Genomic DNA, 17,771 nt, shown 5'->3' on the forward strand with positions numbered 1-17,771 from the left:
GGAGAGACCAACCCATGCCCGCAACCATCCTTGTTGTCGAAGATGAAGGCGATATCGCCATCCTCCTCCGCTACAACCTTGAAGCCGAAGGCTTTCGCGTCGTCACCGCCGAATCTGGCGACGAGGCGCAACAGGCGATCCAGGAAAAGCTGCCCGACCTGATCTTGCTCGATTGGATGCTGCCGGAAATTTCGGGCATCGAGCTCTGCCGCCGCTTGCGCGCTCGCGAAGAAACCGCCCGCGTCCCCATCATCATGCTGACCGCCCGCGGCGAAGAAGAAGAACGCGTTCGTGGCCTTACCACCGGCGCCGACGACTATATCGTCAAGCCCTTCTCGGTCCCCGAGCTCGTCGCCCGCATTCACGCCCTCCTGCGCCGCGCCAATCCGAACCTCGTCACCGCCTCCCTCCGCGTCGGCGATCTCGAGCTCGACCGCACCACCCACCGCGTCCGCCGCGCCACCCGCGACATCCACCTTGGCCCCACCGAATATCGCCTGCTCGAATACCTGATGCGCCACCCCGGCCGCGTTTATTCCCGCGAGCAGCTGCTCGACGGCGTCTGGGGCAATGACGTCTATGTCGACGAACGCACCGTCGACGTCCATATCGGCCGCCTCCGCCGCGCCATCAACCGCGGCCGCGAATCCGACCCCATCCGCACCGTCCGCGGCGCCGGCTACGCCTTCGACGAACGCTTCGCCGCCGTCGCCTAAGGTGTTCCGATCACCGGCGCCCACCTTCCCCCTTGAGGGGAAGGCAAGCAGAGCTTAGGCCCAACGGGCCTTAGCGTCGCTCGGAAGGGGGTGGCGGTGTTTCCCGGAAACGTCCGCTCAGCACGCCCGACTTCATGCGCGTCTGGGACCGATCATCCGCTGGCAGCGCCCCAGCCCTCCAGCTAAACTCGCGCCAACTCTCCCGAATCGGACTTACCCCATGTCCATGCCCACCGCGCAGCGGCCAAAACCGCTGCACCTCGTCCTCGCCTTCGGCAGCGGCGTGCTTTTGACCTTCGCCGTCTTCATCAATGCCGAGGCGGGCCGCTATGGTGGCGCACTCTTTTCGTCCTGGCTGGCCCATGGCACCGGCACCATCGCCGCCATCCTGTTCCTCGCCGTGCTCTGGCGCCACCAGCGCGTCGAGGCCGCCGCGTCCGAGGCGAGGATCGGCAAGGCCCCGCTCTGGGCCTATCTCGGCGGCATCGTCGGCGCTGCAACCGTCATGTTGACCTCGACCTCCGTCAACACCCCGCTTGCCCTCGCTGGCACCCTCGCCCTCGGCCTCGCTGGCCAGGTTCTTCTCAGCCTCGCCGCCGACTTCTGGGGCCTGCTCGGCCTCCCCAAGCGCCGCCTAGACCTCCGCGACGCCGGCGCCGTCATCTTGATCGTAGCCGGCAGTCTCCTGATCATCCTATTCGGGCTCAACGCGGCATGATCGTCCCCATCATCTTCGCCTTCACCGCTGGCCTCCTCGTCATCCTCAGCCGCCAGGTCAACGGCCGCCTCTCGCTTTCAACCTCGCCGCTGATCTCGTCCTTCTGGAACCACATCGTCGGTTTCATTTTCTTGAGCCTGGTCGGCCTCGTCATCGGCGGGCTGATACCGCCCAATATCGGCGAGATCCCGTGGTGGGTCTTTTTCGGCGGCCCCATCGGCGTCATCTTCGTAGCCGCCGGCTCCTGGCTCATCACCCGGATCGGCGCCATCAACTCGACCCTTCTCGTCATCTCCGGCCAGATGGTTTCGGGTGTGCTCTTCGATTGGGCGCGCGGTATCCCGGTGACGCTGTGGGCCAGCGCGCTCGGCATCGTGCTCATCATCGCCGGCATGGCGCTGACGCAGCGAAAACGTTAGCCCTCCGCTAACAAAAACGGGGCCACGCGGGCCCCGTAGATGACGTTTTGCAAAAGATCAGCCAGCAGCAGTGTAGGCCGTCTTGACGATGGTGAAGAACTCCTTGGCATAGGTGCCCTGCTCGCGCGAACCATAGCTCGAACCCTTGCGGCCACCGAACGGCACGTGGAAATCGACACCAGCCGTCGGCACGTTCACCATCACCATCCCGGCTTCCGAATTGCGCTTGAAGTGCGTTGCATACTTCAGCGAAGTCGTGACGATACCGGCACTTAGACCGAATTCCGTATCGTTCGCAGTAGCCAGCGCTTCCTCGTAATCCTTCACCCGGATCACCGCCGCCACCGGCCCGAAAATTTCTTCGCGCGCAATGCGCATCGAGTTGGTTGCCTCGGTAAACAGCGTCGGCTGCAGGAAGTAGCCTTCATTGCCCTTCGTCACCCGCTCGCCACCGGCGGCAATCTTGGCGCCTTCCGACTTGCCGATCTCGATATAGTCGGTGTCCTGCTTGAGCTGGTTCGGATCGACCACTGGGCCGATTTCCGTCTCCTTATCAAGGGCATCGCCAACGCGAAGACCTGCGGTGCGCGCTGCCAGAGCCTCGACGAACTTGTCGTGGATGCCTTCGGTCACGATCACGCGGCTCGACGCCGTGCAGCGCTGACCGGTCGAGAAAAACGCCGACTGCGCAACGGATTCGACGGCGACCTTGAGATCGGCATCGTCCAGCACGATGGTCGGGTTCTTGCCGCCCATTTCCAGCTGGAACTTGCGGCCAACCTTGATCGAGGCCTCGGCCACGCGCTTGCCCGTTCCCACCGAGCCGGTGAACGACACGGCGTTGACATCGGGGCTGTCGAGCAAGGTCTGACCCACCACCGAGCCCTTGCCCATGACGAGGTTCAGCACGCCCTTGGGCAGGCCAGCGCGCTGGAGAATATTGACGATAGCCCAAGTCGAGCCCGGCACGAGGTCGGCAGGCTTGATGACGACGGTGTTGCCATAGGCAAGCGCCGGCGCGATCTTCCAGGACGGAATGGCGATCGGAAAATTCCACGGCGTGATGATGCCGATGACGCCGACCGGCTCGCGCGTGATCTCCACGGTAAGGCCCGGGCGAGCCGACGGCAGGATTTCACCGTTGAGGCGCAGCGTTTCGCCGGCAAAGAAGTCGAAAATCTGGGCGGCGCGTGTGACTTCGCCGATGCCTTCTGGCAGCGTCTTGCCCTCTTCGCGGCTCAGGAGTTCACCGAGCTCCGCCTTGCGGGCCAGAATTTCCTGGCTGGCCTTGGAGAGGATCGCATGGCGCTCCAGGATGCCCGAGCGCGACCAGGCGGGGAATGCGGCTTTGGCTGCGGCGATCGCCTGGGTGGTTTCCTCGGCAGTAGCGCGCGCATAAACGCCGACGACTTCCTTTATATTGGACGGGTTGATGTTCTCGATCCCGTCGGACCCGACCCATTCGCCGTCGATGAGGTTCTTGTGCAGCTCGGTCATGATGAAGCCTTTCGGGAGAATTTAGAGGAGGTTCGCGCGTGCAAGGTCGCGCATCAGGTGGCTCGCGCCATAGGTCCAGGGCGGACAAACGGTAGATAGGTTCACGCGGTTGGAAAGTGTACCCAGGCTCGGCGTCGAAATGGAAACCACGTCGCCGACCTTGTGGGTAAAACCCTTTCCGGCCCCATCGCGATCCTTCACAGGCGCGAACATAGTGCCGAGATAAAGCACCAGTCCGTCGGGATACTGATGATGCTGCCCGATCGTGGCGGCTACCAGCGATTCCGGCGTCCGCGAAATCTGCGCCATGTTGGATTGGCCTTCGAGGACGAAGCCATCTTCCCCCTCGACGCGCAGCGCGATCTCGGCCTGCTTGATCGTCTCGAGCGTGAAATCGCCGTCGAACAGCCGGACGAACGGGCCCAGGGATGCCGAGGCATTATTGTCCTTGGCCTTGCCCAGAAGAAGCGCCGAGCGCCCTTCGACGTCGCGCAGGTTGACGTCATTGCCCAGCGTTGCGCCAATGATGTCGCCCTTGGAGGTCACCAGGAGCGCCACTTCCGGTTCAGGGTTGTTCCAGCTCGATACCGGATGGAGACCCACCTCGGCGCCATGGCCCACCGCGCTCATCGGCTGGCCCTTGGTAAAGATTTCTGCGTCCGGCCCGATGCCGACTTCGAGATACTGGCTCCAAACGCCTTTCTCGATCAGCCGCGCCTTGACCTTCATCGCCGCGTCCGAACCTGGCACGAGCTGCGATAGATCGGTACCGATCAGGTCGAGAATTTCGCCACGCAGCGCATCCGCCCGCGACTTGTCGCCCCGCGCCTGTTCTTCGATCACGCGCTCGAGCAACGACACGACAAAGGTCACGCCAGACGCCTTGATCGCCTGCAAATCGATCGGCGCCAGCAGCCGCGGCAGTCCATGGCTACCGGCATAGATCGCATCGACCGGCCCAAGCGAAGTGCCCGCTGCAGTCCGCACATGCTCGGCAGCGCGCCCGCTCTCCGCAATATCGCGGACCGTCGCCATGCCGGCACTCGTGATATCCACCACCTGCCCATCGCGCACGGTCACGACGCGCGGATGATCGAAGCCGGGCACCGTCGCGCGACCGATCAGCACTCCGTCTGGGATGGAAGTCGCACGCATCGGCAAAAATCCTTGGGGCTAAGCTCAGGCCAGTGACTATCCAAGCCATCACGGCAGCGCAAGGCAAGAGAGGCAAAAATCATACTTTTTGCCAGTCCTCTCGAAGGCGCGATGTTCAACTCCGGTTCATCCGCGCCCCATTACTGACGCATTAGCCCGGGAAACGTCCCCGGGCACTTAAAGGAGTTTGCCATGCGTGCCCTCAGCGTCATCGTCCCCCTCGCCCTTTTCGCCACCGCCTTGCCCGCTTATGCCGGCACGATCTCCATCGAAGGCCGCGGCGAAGTGCGGGCCGCACCCGACATGGCGACCATCAATTCCGGCGTGACGACGCAGGGCGCTACTGCCCGCGAAGCACTTGATGCCAACACCACTGCGATGAACGAACTGCTGGCAACGCTCAAGGAAGCCGGCATCGAAGCGCGCGACATCCAGACTTCAGGTTTCTCGGTCAATCCGAACTACATCTATTCGGATGCCCGCGACTCCAACGGCTATACCTTGCCGCCCAAGATCGACGGCTATCAGGTGTCCAACTCGGTCACCGTCGTCGTTCGCGAACTGGCCGATCTCGGTTCCATTCTCGATCAGTCGGTGACCGTCGGCGCAAACACCGTCAACGGCGTGTCCTTCTCGGTCGCTGATCCGGCCGACCTCCTGAACGAAGCACGCAAGGCCGCGTTCGCCGATGCGCGCGAAAAGGCCGAGCTTTATGCCGGCGTCGCAGGCGAAACCCTTGGCGATCTGGAATCGATCTCCGAACGCCAGGATTTCGGCACGCCGCAGCCCTACCCGATGTATGCACGGGCAGATGTAGCGCAGTCGGCCGCGGTCCCGGTCGAAGCTGGCGAAATGACCTTTGCCGTCACCGTCTCGGTGGCATGGGATCTCGATAGCCGCGCCGACTAATCCACAGCCTATCGCCGCGCTCGCCTTGTTTTGGACAAACCGGAACCGGCATAGGCGAGTTCTACCTTGGGGCCGCGTCCAAACGGAGGCGGCTTCAAGCCCGGATCCCCTTCAACGAGGGGGCTTGGGCGGTGGGGGCGGACGGAACAACCGTAGTCAACCCGTCCCCACCATCTTCGCGTTGAGCGAAGGGGCGCTTAGCCCGCCAGAACCTTCCAGAGCATGTTGAGCCCCACCGCGACTAAAAACGCGGCAAAGACGTATTTGAGCGTCTTTTGGTCCAGCCTGTGCGCCAAAGCGGCGCCGAAGGGGGCACAAACCGCCGCCAGCACAGCCACCAGCGCAAAGGCCAGCAGGTTGACATAGCCCAGGCTTAGTGGCGGCAAGTCATCGACGCCCCAACCCGAGATCAAAAAGCCTGCCGTGCCGGAAACGGCGATGGCCACCCCGATCGCCGCCGACGTCCCCACCGCCTTGTGCATGGTGTCGCCAAATGCCACGAGGGTCGGCACGGTCAGCGAGCCGCCACCGATGCCCATGAGCGAGGAAATATATCCCACGATAAAGGCGGAGACCCGATGCGTCGCAGCTGATCCCTTGAGATGCCCCATCAGCCTGGTCTGGAACGCGAAGATGATGTTGGCGGCAATGACAAAGGCCATGACGGCAAAGACGATGCGCAGCACGTCGCCTGAAAACCATCCCGCCATCAGCCCGCCGATGAAGGTGCCGATGACGATAAACGGCGTCCAGAGCTTGAGCACCGCAATATCGAGCGCGCCCCGCCGGTGATGCGACCGCGCGCTCATGATGCCGGTGGGGATAATGATGGCGAGCGACGTGCCCACCGCCACATGCTGCACGACCTCCGCGTCATACCCCATCAGCAGCAGTGCATTGGAAAGCGCCGGCACGATCACGGCGCCGCCGCCGATGCCGAGCAGGCCGGCAGCAATCCCCGACACCACCCCGGTGATCATCAGCCCGACCACAAACGGCCAATAGCCGATCAACGAAGCCCAATCCATGTCCAGTCTCCAGCACGTTCAGCCGGGCCTAGCACGCATTGCCTATGCATTCGAGTTCATCTGATCCCGATCCGTCCAGTCGCCGCAATCGCGCCCGAATTTGCTTTTTTCAACCTGACGAAGCAAGGCCGGAACCAACGCCAAACACTTGCGTTCTGGGCTTCGCGGGGACTGCTGAGTAGCAGGCGCGAGGGGAGTGTTCCATTCAGGATCGGTTCAGGAACCAGCCCCAATGCTTAGCAGGCGTGTGCCAACACAAAGGAATAAAAATATGGGTTTCAAGAACTGGCTCTTAACTGGGACCAGCATCGGCTTCATGGCCCTTGCGCCGCTTTCGGCTATCGCGCAGGACGCTGATCTCCAGGCTGCCTATCAGGCTTATGTGGCCGCCCAGGCTTCTGGCGACGCCGCAGCGATCGATGCGGCAACGACCGCCCTCACCGAGCTTTGCATCGTCGGTGGCTACGGTAGCGTCAATGACTGTATCGCCGCCCTCAATGCCACTGCCCCCGCCGCTGAACCTGCACCGGTTGAAGAACCTGCACCGGTTGAAGAACCCGCGCCGGAACCAGAGCCCGCGGTTGAAGAACCCGCTCCCGTTGCGGAAGAGCCCGCTCCTGAGGCAGCTCCCGTAGAGGAACCGGCACCGACCGCCGAGCCTGAAGTCGCTCCCGAGCCCGAGCCTGTTCCAGAGCCGGTCGCCGAAGAACCTGCGCCGGTCGAGGAAGCGCCGGCAGAAGTCGCTCCCGAGCCCGAGATGGAAGTCCAGGCCGCTCCGGAAGAGCCAGCTGTCGAAGCTCAGCCGGAAGAACCGGCCGCCGCTGAACAGCCAGCTGAAGTCACTGCGACCGAACAGCCGGCTGAACCCACCGTCACCGAAGAACCTGCCGTTGCGCCCGAAGAACCTGCCGCTGCGCCTGCAGAGCCGACCATCACGGAAGAACCAGCCAACCAGGACGCTGCCCCCGCTGCCGCAACCGGCATCGATGGCCAGCTAGCCGCTGCCGTCGGTGAATATAATGCTGCCGTGGCCGAACTCTCGGCCGGTGGTGATGCTGGCGCCATCCAGCCGCGCATCGACGCTGCTCTAGCCCAGATCAACTCGATCTGTTCGACCCTCGGCTATGCCGACGCCGCCACTTGCGTTGCCGAATATGGCCTGACCCTGTCCCCGCTTCCCGAAGCTGGTGCCGCTCCGGTGGCCGACCAGCCCGTGGTCGAAGGTCAGGAAACCATCGTCGAGGAGACCACTGTTGACGGCCAGCTTGCTGAACCCGTCGAGCAGTTGCCAGAAGGCGTAACTGCCGAGCAGATCGCTCCGGTGCTCGATAGCGCCAAGGACATCGAGACCAACGTCGAAACCGGCGCTGAAACCGAAGCCCAGGGCGAAGCTCAGATCCAGGCATCGGAAACGGAAGAGGTCGCTCCTCCTCCGACCAGCGACGCTGAAGCCCAGTCCGAGGTGTTCCGCACATTTGCTGCCGAACCGATCCCTGCGGTGACCGCTGACGAAGGTACTGAAATCCAGGCTGAAGGTGACACCACCGTCAACCAGACCATCGTCAACAACTACGTCACCAACATCACCAACAACGTCGTCAACAATGGTGGCACCACCGTTGTCGACAACTCGACCAATGTGACCAACAACACGCAGGTCAACAACGTCCAGATCGTTGAAGCTCCGGTTGTTCAGGCCCCATCGGGCGACCCGATCACCCAGCTGATCGTTCAGGTCGGCGCCCAGCTGATCGTCAATTCGATCGGCCAGGATACGGATCGCTTCTACAATCCGCAGCAGGACGAGATCTATTACGAAGAGCTCTCCAACGGCCGCGTTCGTGAAGTCATCACGCGTCCCGACGGCACCCAGATCGTCACCGTGCGTAACCGCAATGGTGACGTCCTCCGTCGCTCGCGCATCACGCCGGATGGCCAGGAATACGTCCTCGCCTACTTCGACGAAGAGCGCTACGGCCAGCAGCTTGAAACTTGGTACGACCCGGGTCGTGACCTGCCGCCGCTGCGTCTCACCATCCCGGTCCAGGAATACGTGCTCGACGCCCGCTATGCTGATGAAGAAGAACTCGAAACCTTCTTCGCCCAGCCGCCAGTGGAACAGGTCGCTCGCGTCTACTCGATCGACGAAGTGAAGCGTTCGGCTCGCGTTCGTGACAGCGTCCGCAAGCTCGAAGTGGGTAACCTCACTTTCGATACCGGTGCAGCCACGATCGGCCGTGATCAGGTCCAGGGTCTCTCCGCAGTCGCCAACGCCATGCTGGCCCTGCTTGAGCGCAATCCGAACGAAACCTTCCTTATCGAAGGCCACACCGACGCCGTCGGTTCGGATATCTCGAACCTGCGCCTCTCGGACCTGCGCGCCGCAACCGTTGCTCGCGTGCTGACCGACTTCTACAACGTTCCGCCGGAAAACCTGGCCACCCAGGGTTATGGCGAGCGCTACCTCAAGATCCGCACAGAGTCGGCGGAGCGCGAAAACCGTCGCGTCACCATCCGCCGCATCACCCCGCTGGTCACCGTCGCCAACAACTAAGGCGACCTGCCGAACTTGCCGAAAGGGCCGGACAATCGTCCGGCCCTTTTACATGCGCCTTTCCGCCCACTTGCAAAGCCTTAGGGGCTTGCTATCCAGCATCGATTGCTGGAGCTCCCCATGAAGAACCTCGAAATTCTGGTCGAACGCATCATTCTCGCCAGTCGCTGGCTGCTGGTGGCCTTCTATGTCGGCCTGGGCCTCGCACTCGCCACCTATGCGCTCACTTTCTTCGTCAAGCTCTGGGACTTCGCCAGCCACTTCATGACGCTGGGAGAAACCGAAACCATCCTCAAGATCCTCGGGCTCATCGACGCGGCGCTGATCGCCAGCCTCGTCGTCATGGTCATCATCTCGGGCTACGAGAACTTCGTCTCGCGCTTCGACAATGAAGCCGAAGTGCACTGGCTCGGGCAGATCGACGCGGGATCGCTCAAGGTCAAGGTCGCCTCGACCATCATCGCGATTTCCTCGATCCACCTGCTGCAGATCTTCCTCAACGTCCCCAACTACAACGACAACCAGATCCTCTGGTATACGGTGCTGCACCTGACGTTCATTCTCTCGGCACTTTGCTTGGCCTGGATCGATAAAATCTCGAAAAAGCCACAAAAACAGGCCGACCCGGAGCTCTGAAGCGCACCTGCAAGGGCTTGCGATTCAAAGCAGATTCACGGCGGCAATCATAAATTACGGATAATCACAAGTCCGGGAACTCCTTTCTATTAACGCGCGTTTTCTTGCCAGCGTTAAACAAAGGAGCAAAAGCATGGCTACCCCCGAACGCGATACTGTTTACACCAACGACGCCAACCGCACCGTCTATACCCGCGAAAGCAACGGCACCGGCTGGTTTGTCGGCATCATCGTCGCCCTGGCTCTTCTTGCCATCGGCTATCTGGTCTTCTCGGCCAATTCCGGTCCGTCCACCACCGTTGACGTCAACAACACCCCGGCCATCGAATCCACCACTCCGATGACCGAAACCACGGCACCCGCCGCTGAAACGGCCCCGCTGACTGAAGCTGCCCCGGCAGCCGAAACGCCAGCCCTGGCCCCGGCTGACACTGCCGCTCCGGCAGCTGACACCGCTGCTCCGGCCGCCAGCACTGCTGCTCCCGCAGCTGATGCTGCTGCCCCGGCCGCTCCGGCCAACTAATACCTGGTTTCAGGTAATCCCCTCGGCCTTGGCCCCTCCCTCCAAGGCCGCTAGAGAGACCCCGGTGCCCCGCCGGGGTCTTCTCTTTGTCGCACCGCGTTGCGAACTGACCGAACGATGACCATCTGAGACTTCTGAGCCAACAGGAGCCCTCATGTTCAATATCGATCAGATTCTTAAAACCCTTCAGACCGACCAGAACGTGCAGCGCACGGCCATGACCGGAGCCGCAGGTCTTGCCGCCGGCATGTTGTTTTCGGGCAAGGGCGGAAAGCTCGTCGAAGGCGCGCTCAAAACCGGCGCTTTGGCCGCAGTCGGTGGTCTCGCCTATAAAGCCTGGCAATCACATCAACAGGCACAAGCCGGTCAGTCACAGGTCCCCGTCCGCGAAGATGCGTTCATTCCTGCCGCGGGGAGCGCGGCTCAGGAAGAGCTCGGCAAGACCCTCGTGCGCGCCATGATTGCCGCCGCCAAGGCAGACGGCCGCATCGATGCCGATGAAAAGGAAGCCATTTTCGAAAAGCTCAAGAGCATGACGCTCTCTGCTGAAGAAAAGGCCTGGGTTTTCGACGAACTTTCTACGCCCCTTGACATCAACGCCGTTGTTGCTCGCGCCGATACGCCGGAACATGCCGCCGAAATCTACGCCGCATCGCTCGTGGCGATCAGTGCCGATACCGCAGCCGAACAAGCCTATCTCGAAGCGCTTGCCATCAAGCTTAAGCTCGATCCTGCCCTTGTAGCGGAGATCCACCGTCAGGCCGGTGAAAAAGCGCCACAACCGGCCCCCACTCCGGCCTCACCCTGGGCCTACACGCCCAATGCCAGCAATGTCTGACCGCGGCCGGTAACACCCGTGTGCGCTCTTGCAGGTGTGGGCGACCCTGTCCACATCTGACGGCAAGGAGATCGTTATGGAACTCGGACTTTACTCATTCGCCGAAAATACGCCTGACCCGCTGAACGGCAACGCGCTCCAATCGCCAGCAGAGCGTCTGCGCGATCTTATCGAGGAGATCGAGCTTGCCGATCAGCTAGGGCTCGCCTTTTACGGCTTGGGTGAGCATCACCGGTCCGACTATGTTGCATCGTCGCCTGTGACGATCCTTGCTGCCGCTGCTGCGCGCACCAAGTCGATCCGCCTGTCCACCGCCGTGACTGTCCTCAGTTCGGAAGACCCGGTCCGCGTCTGGCAGCAGTTTGCCACGCTCGATCTCATCAGCAATGGCCGCGCCGAGATCATGGCTGGCCGCGGCTCCTTCATCGAGAGTTTCCCGCTCTTCGGCCTGAAGCTCGACGACTACGACGACCTTTTCGAGGAAAAGCTCGAAATGCTGCTCAAGATCCGGGAAGGCGGCAAGGTCGCCTGGCCCGGCAGCGGCCATACCAACCCCATTCCCGGCCTCGAAATCTATCCCAAGCCCATCCAGGACCCGCTGCCGCTCTGGATCGCCGTGGGTGGCACACCGAACTCCGTCGCTCGCGCTGCCTATTACGGTCTTCCCCTGATGATCGCCATCATCGGTGGACGCCCGCGTCAGTTCCAGCCACTCGTCGACCTCTATCGCCAGACTGCCGCCAAGATGGCGCACGATCCAAGCAAGTTAAAGGTTGGCGTGTCCGGCCACGGTTTCATCGCCGCCGATAGCCAGGACGCCCGCGACGTCGCCTTTCCGGCGCACAGCGCCACAATGAGCCGCATTGGTGCCGAACGCGGCTGGCCGCCCACCACGCGTGCGCAGTTCGAGTCGGGTACCACGCCGGAAGGCGCCTACTACATGGGCTCGCCGCAGGAGGTCATCGACAAGATCCTGATGCAGCACGAATGGTTCAAGCACGACCGCTTCGGCCTGCAGCTGAGCGTCGGCACCCTTCCCCATGACAAGGTCATGAAGGCGATCGAACTCTACGGCACCGTGGTAAAGCCCGCCATCGACAATGCTTTGGGCAACTGATTGGACGCGGCGCGCTACACTGACATCGTCGCGCGCCGCCGCGCCTTCTCTTGGCCGGGCTACCGAAGCTATGCCGATGCCGGCCTCGATGGTGATTGGGTTACGCCCTTTCATCTCAGCTGCAAAAGCCTGATAGGACCGGTGCTCCTCACCTATAACTTCCTCGACTCACCGACGGCGCTACGTGAAAATGCGGTGCTGCACCGGCAAGGCTATTTGCCGGATATGCCGTTCAATCGCGTTCTCGATCTCGCCCTCGCACAAGCCGGAAAGACGCGAAACGACATCTACGTCACCCATGCCTTCCACCTGCTCGCCAACAGCCGCTCCGAGCGCATCGCCACCGCCGCTGTCGATGCCTCATTCGACGCCGTCGCGCGCCATGAGCTTCTGGACCGGCCCATTATTGCCCTGGGGCAGGAAGCCGCCCGACAATGCCGCCGCCACGCTCTGCCTCATCTAGCCGTGCCGCATCTTAGCGCCCGCGGCACGTCTTTCGCCGCTCGCGCCGCAGCCTTGGCCGCGGCGCTTCAGATCACTTGCCAGAGCGCTTGATGGTCTTGATGGCCAGCGGCGGCTGACCAGACTTCTCGGAAATGGCGCGATCCTGCTCTTCGATAGCGGCGCGCGCCGGCTCGTCGCCATCGAGGCCACCAAGCAGATTGGCATCGACCTTGCGATTGGATCGCTGTGAGCCGTCCTCATAAACGATATCAAACATCACGAATTCTGAGCGGGCGGTTGGCTTCTTGGCCATGAAAAACTCCTGCGGAAAAAACAACCGCGAGCCCTGCGGCCCGCGGTTTTCGGTTGGAAACGGCGATTAGGGCTAGCGGAAAATCTGCTCGCCCTGTTCGTCGATAATTTGGCGCCCTTTGGCCAGAGCGAGCGGGATCAGATCGTCCCGCGAGGCCATGCGCTCGGCGCGAATATAGCGGTAGCTCTTGAGTTCGCCGCCAATGTCTTTTTCGATCAACCCGGCCAGCTGCAACTCGCTACCGGCCATCATCTCGATGGCCTTGATCAAAAACCCCTTGTAGGTTTCCTGATCCATGACCTTGTCGCCTGCCGGCTCGTCCTTGGCGGCACCGCCACCGAATAGGTTCTTCCAAAGCGACACGGCGACCTCCTAACGTCTGCGCGGCGGCCTGGGACGTTCCAGCTCACCGCGCTTATCCATCTCTTCCTGCAACCACAGCGGCGAGATGTCAAAATGATTGGGCCAGGTCGGCGTCCCGTTGGCCAGTTCCACCTTGCCAAAAAACGCCCGATCCCGCAGCGGCTCCGTCCCCTCACCACGCTCACCCAACATCGGCGCAGCATTGAAGGTCCCAAACGTACCGTCGGAAAACGTCACCGACAGCTTGAACGGAATGGCCGCCCGGATCGCTGTCACTTTGAGACGGGGAGCAGCCATCGGCTACTCCTAGTTATCCAGGAAACTCCGCAGCTTCCGGCTCCGGCTGGGATGCTTGAGCTTGCGCAGCGCCTTGGCCTCGATCTGGCGAATACGCTCGCGCGTCACCGAGAACTGCTGACCCACTTCTTCAAGCGTATGGTCGGTGTTCATGCCGATGCCGAAGCGCATGCGCAGCACGCGTTCTTCGCGCGGCGTCAGCGATGCCAGCACGCGGGTCGTGGTTTCGCGCAGGTTGCTCTGGATCGCAGCATCGATCGGCTGGATCGCGTTCACGTCCTGGATGAAGTCGCCGAGATTGCTGTCCTCTTCGTCGCCGATCGGCGTCTCGAGCGAGATCGGCTCCTTGGCGATCTTGAGGACCTTGCGAACCTTGTCGAGCGGCATCTGCAGCTTTTCGGAAAGCTCTTCCGGCGTCGGCTCGCGACCGATTTCATGCAGCATCTGGCGCGACGTGCGAACGATCTTGTTGATCGTTTCGATCATATGCACCGGAATACGGATGGTGCGTGCCTGATCAGCAATAGAGCGCGTGATCGCCTGACGAATCCACCAGGTCGCATAAGTCGAGAACTTGTAGCCGCGCCGATATTCGAACTTATCGACGGCCTTCATCAGGCCGATATTGCCTTCCTGGATGAGATCGAGGAACTGCAATCCGCGGTTGGTGTACTTCTTGGCGATCGAGATCACGAGGCGAAGGTTGGCTTCCACCATTTCCTTCTTGGCGATGGCCGCTTCGCGTTCGCCCTTCTGTACCTTGTGCACGAGGCGGCGATATTCGCCGACATCGAGGCCCGCTTCGGTGGCCAGCGTCACGATATCGCGCCGAATGTCCGCAATAGTGTCGGTCTCGCGCCGGGCGAACTCGCCCCAGCCCTTGCCCGCGAAATTTTCGAGTTCCCATTCCCAGCTGGATCGACCTCGCGGCCATAATAGTTTTCCAGGAAGTTCTCGCGCTTGACGCCATAGCTTTCAGCCAGACGCAGCAGGCGGCCTTCAAGGCGCACCAGGCGCTTGTTGATGTCGTAAAGCTGCTCGACGAGGCTTTCGATACGGCCGGCATTGAGCGACAGCGACTTGACGTCGGCGATCACTTCCGAACGCAGCGTACCCAGACGGGCATTGTCCGCATCGGACACGGCCGCCGCACGGTTTTCGGCGTGCCGGTCCTGCATCTCGCGCATCTTGCCATAGGCCTCGGCAATGCGATCGAAGGTCTCAACCACCTGCGGCTTGAGCTCGGCTTCCATGGCCGAAAGCGACAGGGCATTGTCGAATTCGTCGTCGTCGTCGTCCACCGGATCCTGCGGCGCTTCCGGCTCTTCAGGAACGTAATCGTCGTCTTCGCCCGAAGACGCGCGGCGCGGAGCCGGCTTTGCAGCAGGCTTGGCGGCTTCCGGCTCAGGGCGAGCCGGCGCAACTGGGATTTCCGGCGCAGCCTGCTTGGCATCGGGGCCAGCATAGGTCGCTTCGAGATCGATGATGTCGCGCAGCAGGATTTCGCCCTGGGCGAGCTGGTCGCGCCAGATGATGATCGCCTGGAAGGTCAGCGGGCTTTCGCAAAGCCCTTCGATCATGGTCTCGCGACCCGCCTCGATGCGCTTGGCAATGGCAATTTCGCCCTCACGTGACAAGAGCTCCACCGAGCCCATCTCGCGAAGATACATGCGCACCGGATCGTCGGTCCGATCCGAGCCGGACTTGGTGTTGGACGTCGAAGCCAGCGCCGTTCCGGTAGAGGTGGCGACTTCGGTGCCGCTATCTTCCTCGTCCTTGTCGACTTCGGTCTCTTCGACCTCGTCCTCGTCGACGACGTTGATGCCCATTTCGGAGAACATCGACATGAAGTCTTCGATCTGTTCCGAGCTGGTCTCGTCGGACGGCAGAACGGCGTTCAGTTCTTCATAGGTCACATAGCCGCGCTTTTTGGCGACCTTGATCAGCTTTTTGACCGCAGCATCGTTTTGATCGATCAACGGGCTGTCGTTGGAAGCCTCGGGAGCGCCGGATTCGGGCTTCTCCGTTTCCTTGCTGCTGGCTTTGTTCGCTGCCTTGGTGGCCATCTGGTACTCCTCGGGACCCGCGGGCGCCGGGTGCCGGTTGTGTCTTAGGTGGTGACAACTCAAGACAAGGTAAAGGGTTGGTCACCGAGGCGTTAACGCCGTGTGAGACCTGTTCGCTCCGATACGTCGTGGCACTGATTCGCCATAACGCAAAATCGCGCATCGTCGCAGGCCTTGAGGGTTTCCCCTAAAAACTGCGAGTTGCGCGTCCCGATAGCGAACCAAATCCTTCGATCAATGCCTCTGTGCCATCGACAGTGGTAATCTGGTTCTTGATGTCTCGCAGCCTTTCAAAGGTTTCTTCGCTCGGGTCTTCGCCCAGCGCGGCTTCGGCTGCTTTGAGCTCTCTATTTAGCTGAACTTTCTTGGTATGCAAGGCCAGGGCGTGACTTAAACCGATCTCAGCGTCCACTGCAGCCGTTTCGGCATCCACCTGCCACACGCCTTGCCGCTGCAGGCTATCGGCCATCCGGTCCAGCGCCGGCCCATGCCCCCGCACCCCAAGCGCCGACCGCAGATCTGGGGCGCTGATGTCATGGTGCCGCACGGCGAGGGCGAGAATGTCGCTCAGGACCTTTTGCGCAACCGGCGTCTCGCAATCGAGCGCCGCCAAAGCCTCGAACTTGTCCTCGACCAGCGATGGATGGTTGACCAGCGTCAGGATGATGGTTGCCTCGCGAGGGCTAGCATCCAGCACTACTCCCGACCGCAACAACCGCGAATTGCGCAAGGTGTCCGAGACTACGAGGCGCGGCGTTCCCCGCGCCGGATAACCATAGGCGCCGCTCTGCCCATAGGCGGGCTTGCCGCCACCGCGCCAACTGTCACGGCCGCCCTGGCGGATCGGCGCGAAGAACGCTTTGAGCTTTTCATCGAACGCTTGCGAATAATGGAAGCGAACCGTGGCATCCTGAATGCCATTGGCCCGCTCGCGCAACCGCGCCTGCAACGCCGCCCGCTCCTCAGGTGCATCAGGCACCAGCCCGCCTGTCTCAAAGCTCCAGATCATGTCCGACAGGCTGCGCGCCTTATCGATGACCTCGGCAAAGGCGCCCCTGCCCTGCGCCTTGATCAGGTCATCCGGATCCTGCCCTTCCGGCAGTGTCGCGATCTTGACCGTCTTGCCGGGTTTCAGATGCGGCAGGATCAGTTCCGCTGCCCGCTCCGCTGCCTTCAACCCCGCCTTGTCGCCGTCAAAACACAGGACCGGCACATCCGCCATGCGCCACAACAACTGCAGATGCTCTTCCGTCAGCGCCGTCCCCAGCGGCGCCACGGTGCCCTCGAACCCGGCTGACACGGCCGCGATCACATCGAGATAGCCTTCAACGACCACCACGGTCGCCATCGCGCACCGACTGCCGTGCCGAAAAGCCATTGTAGAGCGTCTGTCGCTTGGAAAAGAGCGGCGTTTCGGGCGAGTTCAGATACTTGGCCGGCACATCCGCCGACATCGCTCGGCCGCCGAATGCGATGACCCGCCCGCGAAAATCGGTGATCGGAAACATGACGCGGTTGCGAAACCGGTCATAGGTCAGCGCATCGCCCTCGCGGCTGGCCACGAGCCCGGTATCCACCATCGCCTGTGCCGAAACGCCGTTTGCCGCCAGGTGCTCTTTCAAGCCATTGCGGCTATCGGGCGCAAAGCCGATCCGGAATCGTGCCTGGCTCTGCGGCGATACTCCGCGCTCGAACAGGTATCCGCGCGCCCGCGCCCCGATATTGTGCGCCAGCGCCGCCTCGAAATAGCGCGTCGCCAGTTCAATGACATCGATCAGCGTCTTTTGCGCGGCGTCGCGCTGCTCGGTGCGCTCGTCGCGAACCGGCATCGGCACGCCCGCCATGCCGGCGAGCTTTTCCACTGCCTCGGGAAAGCTCATGCCCGCCTTCTCGGTCAAGAACCGGAAGTGATCGCCCGAAGCGCCGCAGCCAAAGCAATGATAGATGCCGCGCCGGTCATCGGCATGAAAGCTCGGGCTTTTTCGGCGTGAAAAGGGCAGCATGCCCACATGTCGCCCTTGCCAGGCTGCGACTTGCGCTTGTCCCAAAGCACATGCTCGCCCACCACCTGCGTAATCGGCAGGCGCTGACGGATCTCCTCGAGAAACGTATCGGAAAAGCGCATGTGTGTTATCTAGGCACTCCTGTGCCCCAAGTCATCAGAGAGAGTTTTCCACA

16 protein-coding genes and 2 pseudogenes are annotated in these 17,771 nt (G+C 62.0%); 10 read left to right on the forward strand and 8 right to left on the reverse strand.

Annotation, left to right across the window (positions count from 1 at the left end):
* The first annotated feature begins 14 nt into the window (after positions 1 to 14).
* The 3 genes from phoB to G5575_RS11135 all read left to right on the forward strand — a co-directional run bounded on the left by phoB (position 15) and on the right by G5575_RS11135 (position 1,853).
* On the forward strand, positions 15 to 716 hold the full coding sequence (phoB, locus tag G5575_RS11125) for a phosphate regulon transcriptional regulator PhoB (protein WP_164534368.1): 702 nt from the start codon (positions 15 to 17) through the stop codon (positions 714 to 716).
* A 220-nt stretch (positions 717 to 936) separates the two neighbouring features.
* The gene (locus G5575_RS11130; RefSeq protein WP_164534369.1) at positions 937 to 1,434 is read left to right on the forward strand and encodes a DMT family transporter; all 498 of its coding nucleotides are present in this window, start codon (positions 937 to 939) and stop codon (positions 1,432 to 1,434) included.
* The gene (locus tag G5575_RS11135; RefSeq protein ID WP_164534370.1) at positions 1,431 to 1,853 is read left to right on the forward strand and encodes a DMT family transporter; all 423 of its coding nucleotides are present in this window, start codon (positions 1,431 to 1,433) and stop codon (positions 1,851 to 1,853) included. Before G5575_RS11130 ends, G5575_RS11135 begins: the two co-directional genes overlap by 4 nt.
* 57 nt (positions 1,854 to 1,910) lie before the next feature.
* Here G5575_RS11135 and G5575_RS11140 read toward each other — a convergent pair whose 3' ends face one another.
* Both G5575_RS11140 and G5575_RS11145 read right to left on the reverse strand, forming a co-directional pair.
* The gene (locus G5575_RS11140) at positions 1,911 to 3,350 is read right to left on the reverse strand and encodes an aldehyde dehydrogenase family protein (RefSeq protein WP_164534371.1); all 1,440 of its coding nucleotides are present in this window, start codon (positions 3,348 to 3,350) and stop codon (positions 1,911 to 1,913) included.
* Between the two features lie 21 nt (positions 3,351 to 3,371).
* The gene (locus G5575_RS11145; RefSeq protein WP_164534372.1) at positions 3,372 to 4,505 is read right to left on the reverse strand and encodes a fumarylacetoacetate hydrolase family protein; all 1,134 of its coding nucleotides are present in this window, start codon (positions 4,503 to 4,505) and stop codon (positions 3,372 to 3,374) included.
* Between the two features lie 192 nt (positions 4,506 to 4,697).
* Between G5575_RS11145 and G5575_RS11150 the strand changes: the two genes are divergently transcribed.
* A complete protein-coding gene (locus G5575_RS11150; RefSeq protein ID WP_164534373.1) occupies positions 4,698 to 5,414 on the forward strand; it encodes an SIMPL domain-containing protein in 717 nt (238 codons plus the stop codon).
* Positions 5,415 to 5,611: 197 nt separating this feature from the next.
* On the opposite strand, the gene G5575_RS11155 is transcribed toward G5575_RS11150, so the two are convergent.
* Positions 5,612 to 6,442 (reverse strand): sulfite exporter TauE/SafE family protein, encoded by an 831-nt coding sequence (locus G5575_RS11155; protein WP_164534374.1) that lies wholly within the window; start codon positions 6,440 to 6,442, stop codon positions 5,612 to 5,614.
* A 271-nt stretch (positions 6,443 to 6,713) separates the two neighbouring features.
* Between G5575_RS11155 and G5575_RS11160 the strand changes: the two genes are divergently transcribed.
* The 6 genes from G5575_RS11160 (at position 6,714) to G5575_RS11185 (ending at position 12,665) form a co-directional block, all read left to right on the forward strand.
* On the forward strand, positions 6,714 to 8,996 hold the full coding sequence (locus G5575_RS11160; RefSeq protein WP_164534375.1) for an OmpA family protein: 2,283 nt from the start codon (positions 6,714 to 6,716) through the stop codon (positions 8,994 to 8,996).
* Positions 8,997 to 9,116: 120 nt separating this feature from the next.
* The gene (locus G5575_RS11165) at positions 9,117 to 9,632 is read left to right on the forward strand and encodes a TIGR00645 family protein (RefSeq protein ID WP_164534376.1); all 516 of its coding nucleotides are present in this window, start codon (positions 9,117 to 9,119) and stop codon (positions 9,630 to 9,632) included.
* Positions 9,633 to 9,765: 133 nt separating this feature from the next.
* Positions 9,766 to 10,155, forward strand: a complete 390-nt coding sequence (locus tag G5575_RS11170) for a hypothetical protein (RefSeq protein ID WP_164533782.1) — start codon at positions 9,766 to 9,768, stop codon at positions 10,153 to 10,155.
* 154 nt (positions 10,156 to 10,309) lie between these two features.
* Positions 10,310 to 10,993: a tellurite resistance TerB family protein gene (locus tag G5575_RS11175; RefSeq protein WP_164534377.1), complete on the forward strand. Its 684-nt coding sequence runs from the start codon at positions 10,310 to 10,312 to the stop codon at positions 10,991 to 10,993.
* Between the two features lie 76 nt (positions 10,994 to 11,069).
* Positions 11,070 to 12,110 (forward strand): LLM class flavin-dependent oxidoreductase, encoded by a 1,041-nt coding sequence (locus tag G5575_RS11180; protein WP_164534378.1) that lies wholly within the window; start codon positions 11,070 to 11,072, stop codon positions 12,108 to 12,110.
* The gene (locus G5575_RS11185) at positions 12,111 to 12,665 is read left to right on the forward strand and encodes a hypothetical protein (RefSeq protein ID WP_164534379.1); all 555 of its coding nucleotides are present in this window, start codon (positions 12,111 to 12,113) and stop codon (positions 12,663 to 12,665) included.
* Here the strand turns inward: G5575_RS11185 and G5575_RS11190 are convergent.
* The 5 genes and pseudogenes from G5575_RS11190 to dnaG all read right to left on the reverse strand — a co-directional run bounded on the left by G5575_RS11190 (position 12,646) and on the right by dnaG (position 17,718).
* Positions 12,646 to 12,867 carry a hypothetical protein gene (locus G5575_RS11190; RefSeq protein ID WP_164534380.1) on the reverse strand — a complete coding sequence of 74 codons (222 nt, stop codon included), beginning with the start codon at positions 12,865 to 12,867 and terminating at the stop codon, positions 12,646 to 12,648. The two genes, G5575_RS11185 and G5575_RS11190, sit on opposite strands and share 20 nt — an antisense overlap.
* A 72-nt stretch (positions 12,868 to 12,939) precedes the next feature.
* Complete coding sequence (locus tag G5575_RS11195; RefSeq protein WP_164534381.1) at positions 12,940 to 13,230, reverse strand: HlyU family transcriptional regulator; 291 nt, start codon at positions 13,228 to 13,230, stop codon at positions 12,940 to 12,942.
* Between the two features lie 9 nt (positions 13,231 to 13,239).
* Positions 13,240 to 13,527, reverse strand: a complete 288-nt coding sequence (locus tag G5575_RS11200; RefSeq protein WP_164534382.1) for a DUF2442 domain-containing protein — start codon at positions 13,525 to 13,527, stop codon at positions 13,240 to 13,242.
* 9 nt (positions 13,528 to 13,536) lie between these two features.
* Positions 13,537 to 15,593 (reverse strand): annotated as a pseudogene (gene rpoD / locus G5575_RS11205) (RNA polymerase sigma factor RpoD).
* A 187-nt stretch (positions 15,594 to 15,780) separates the two neighbouring features.
* Positions 15,781 to 17,718: pseudogene (gene dnaG, locus G5575_RS22240) on the reverse strand (DNA primase).
* Positions 17,719 to 17,771: the final 53 nt, after the last annotated feature.

This window comes from Devosia aurantiaca (assembly GCF_011058215.1).
Classification (GTDB): Bacteria; Pseudomonadota; Alphaproteobacteria; order Rhizobiales; family Devosiaceae; genus Devosia; species Devosia aurantiaca.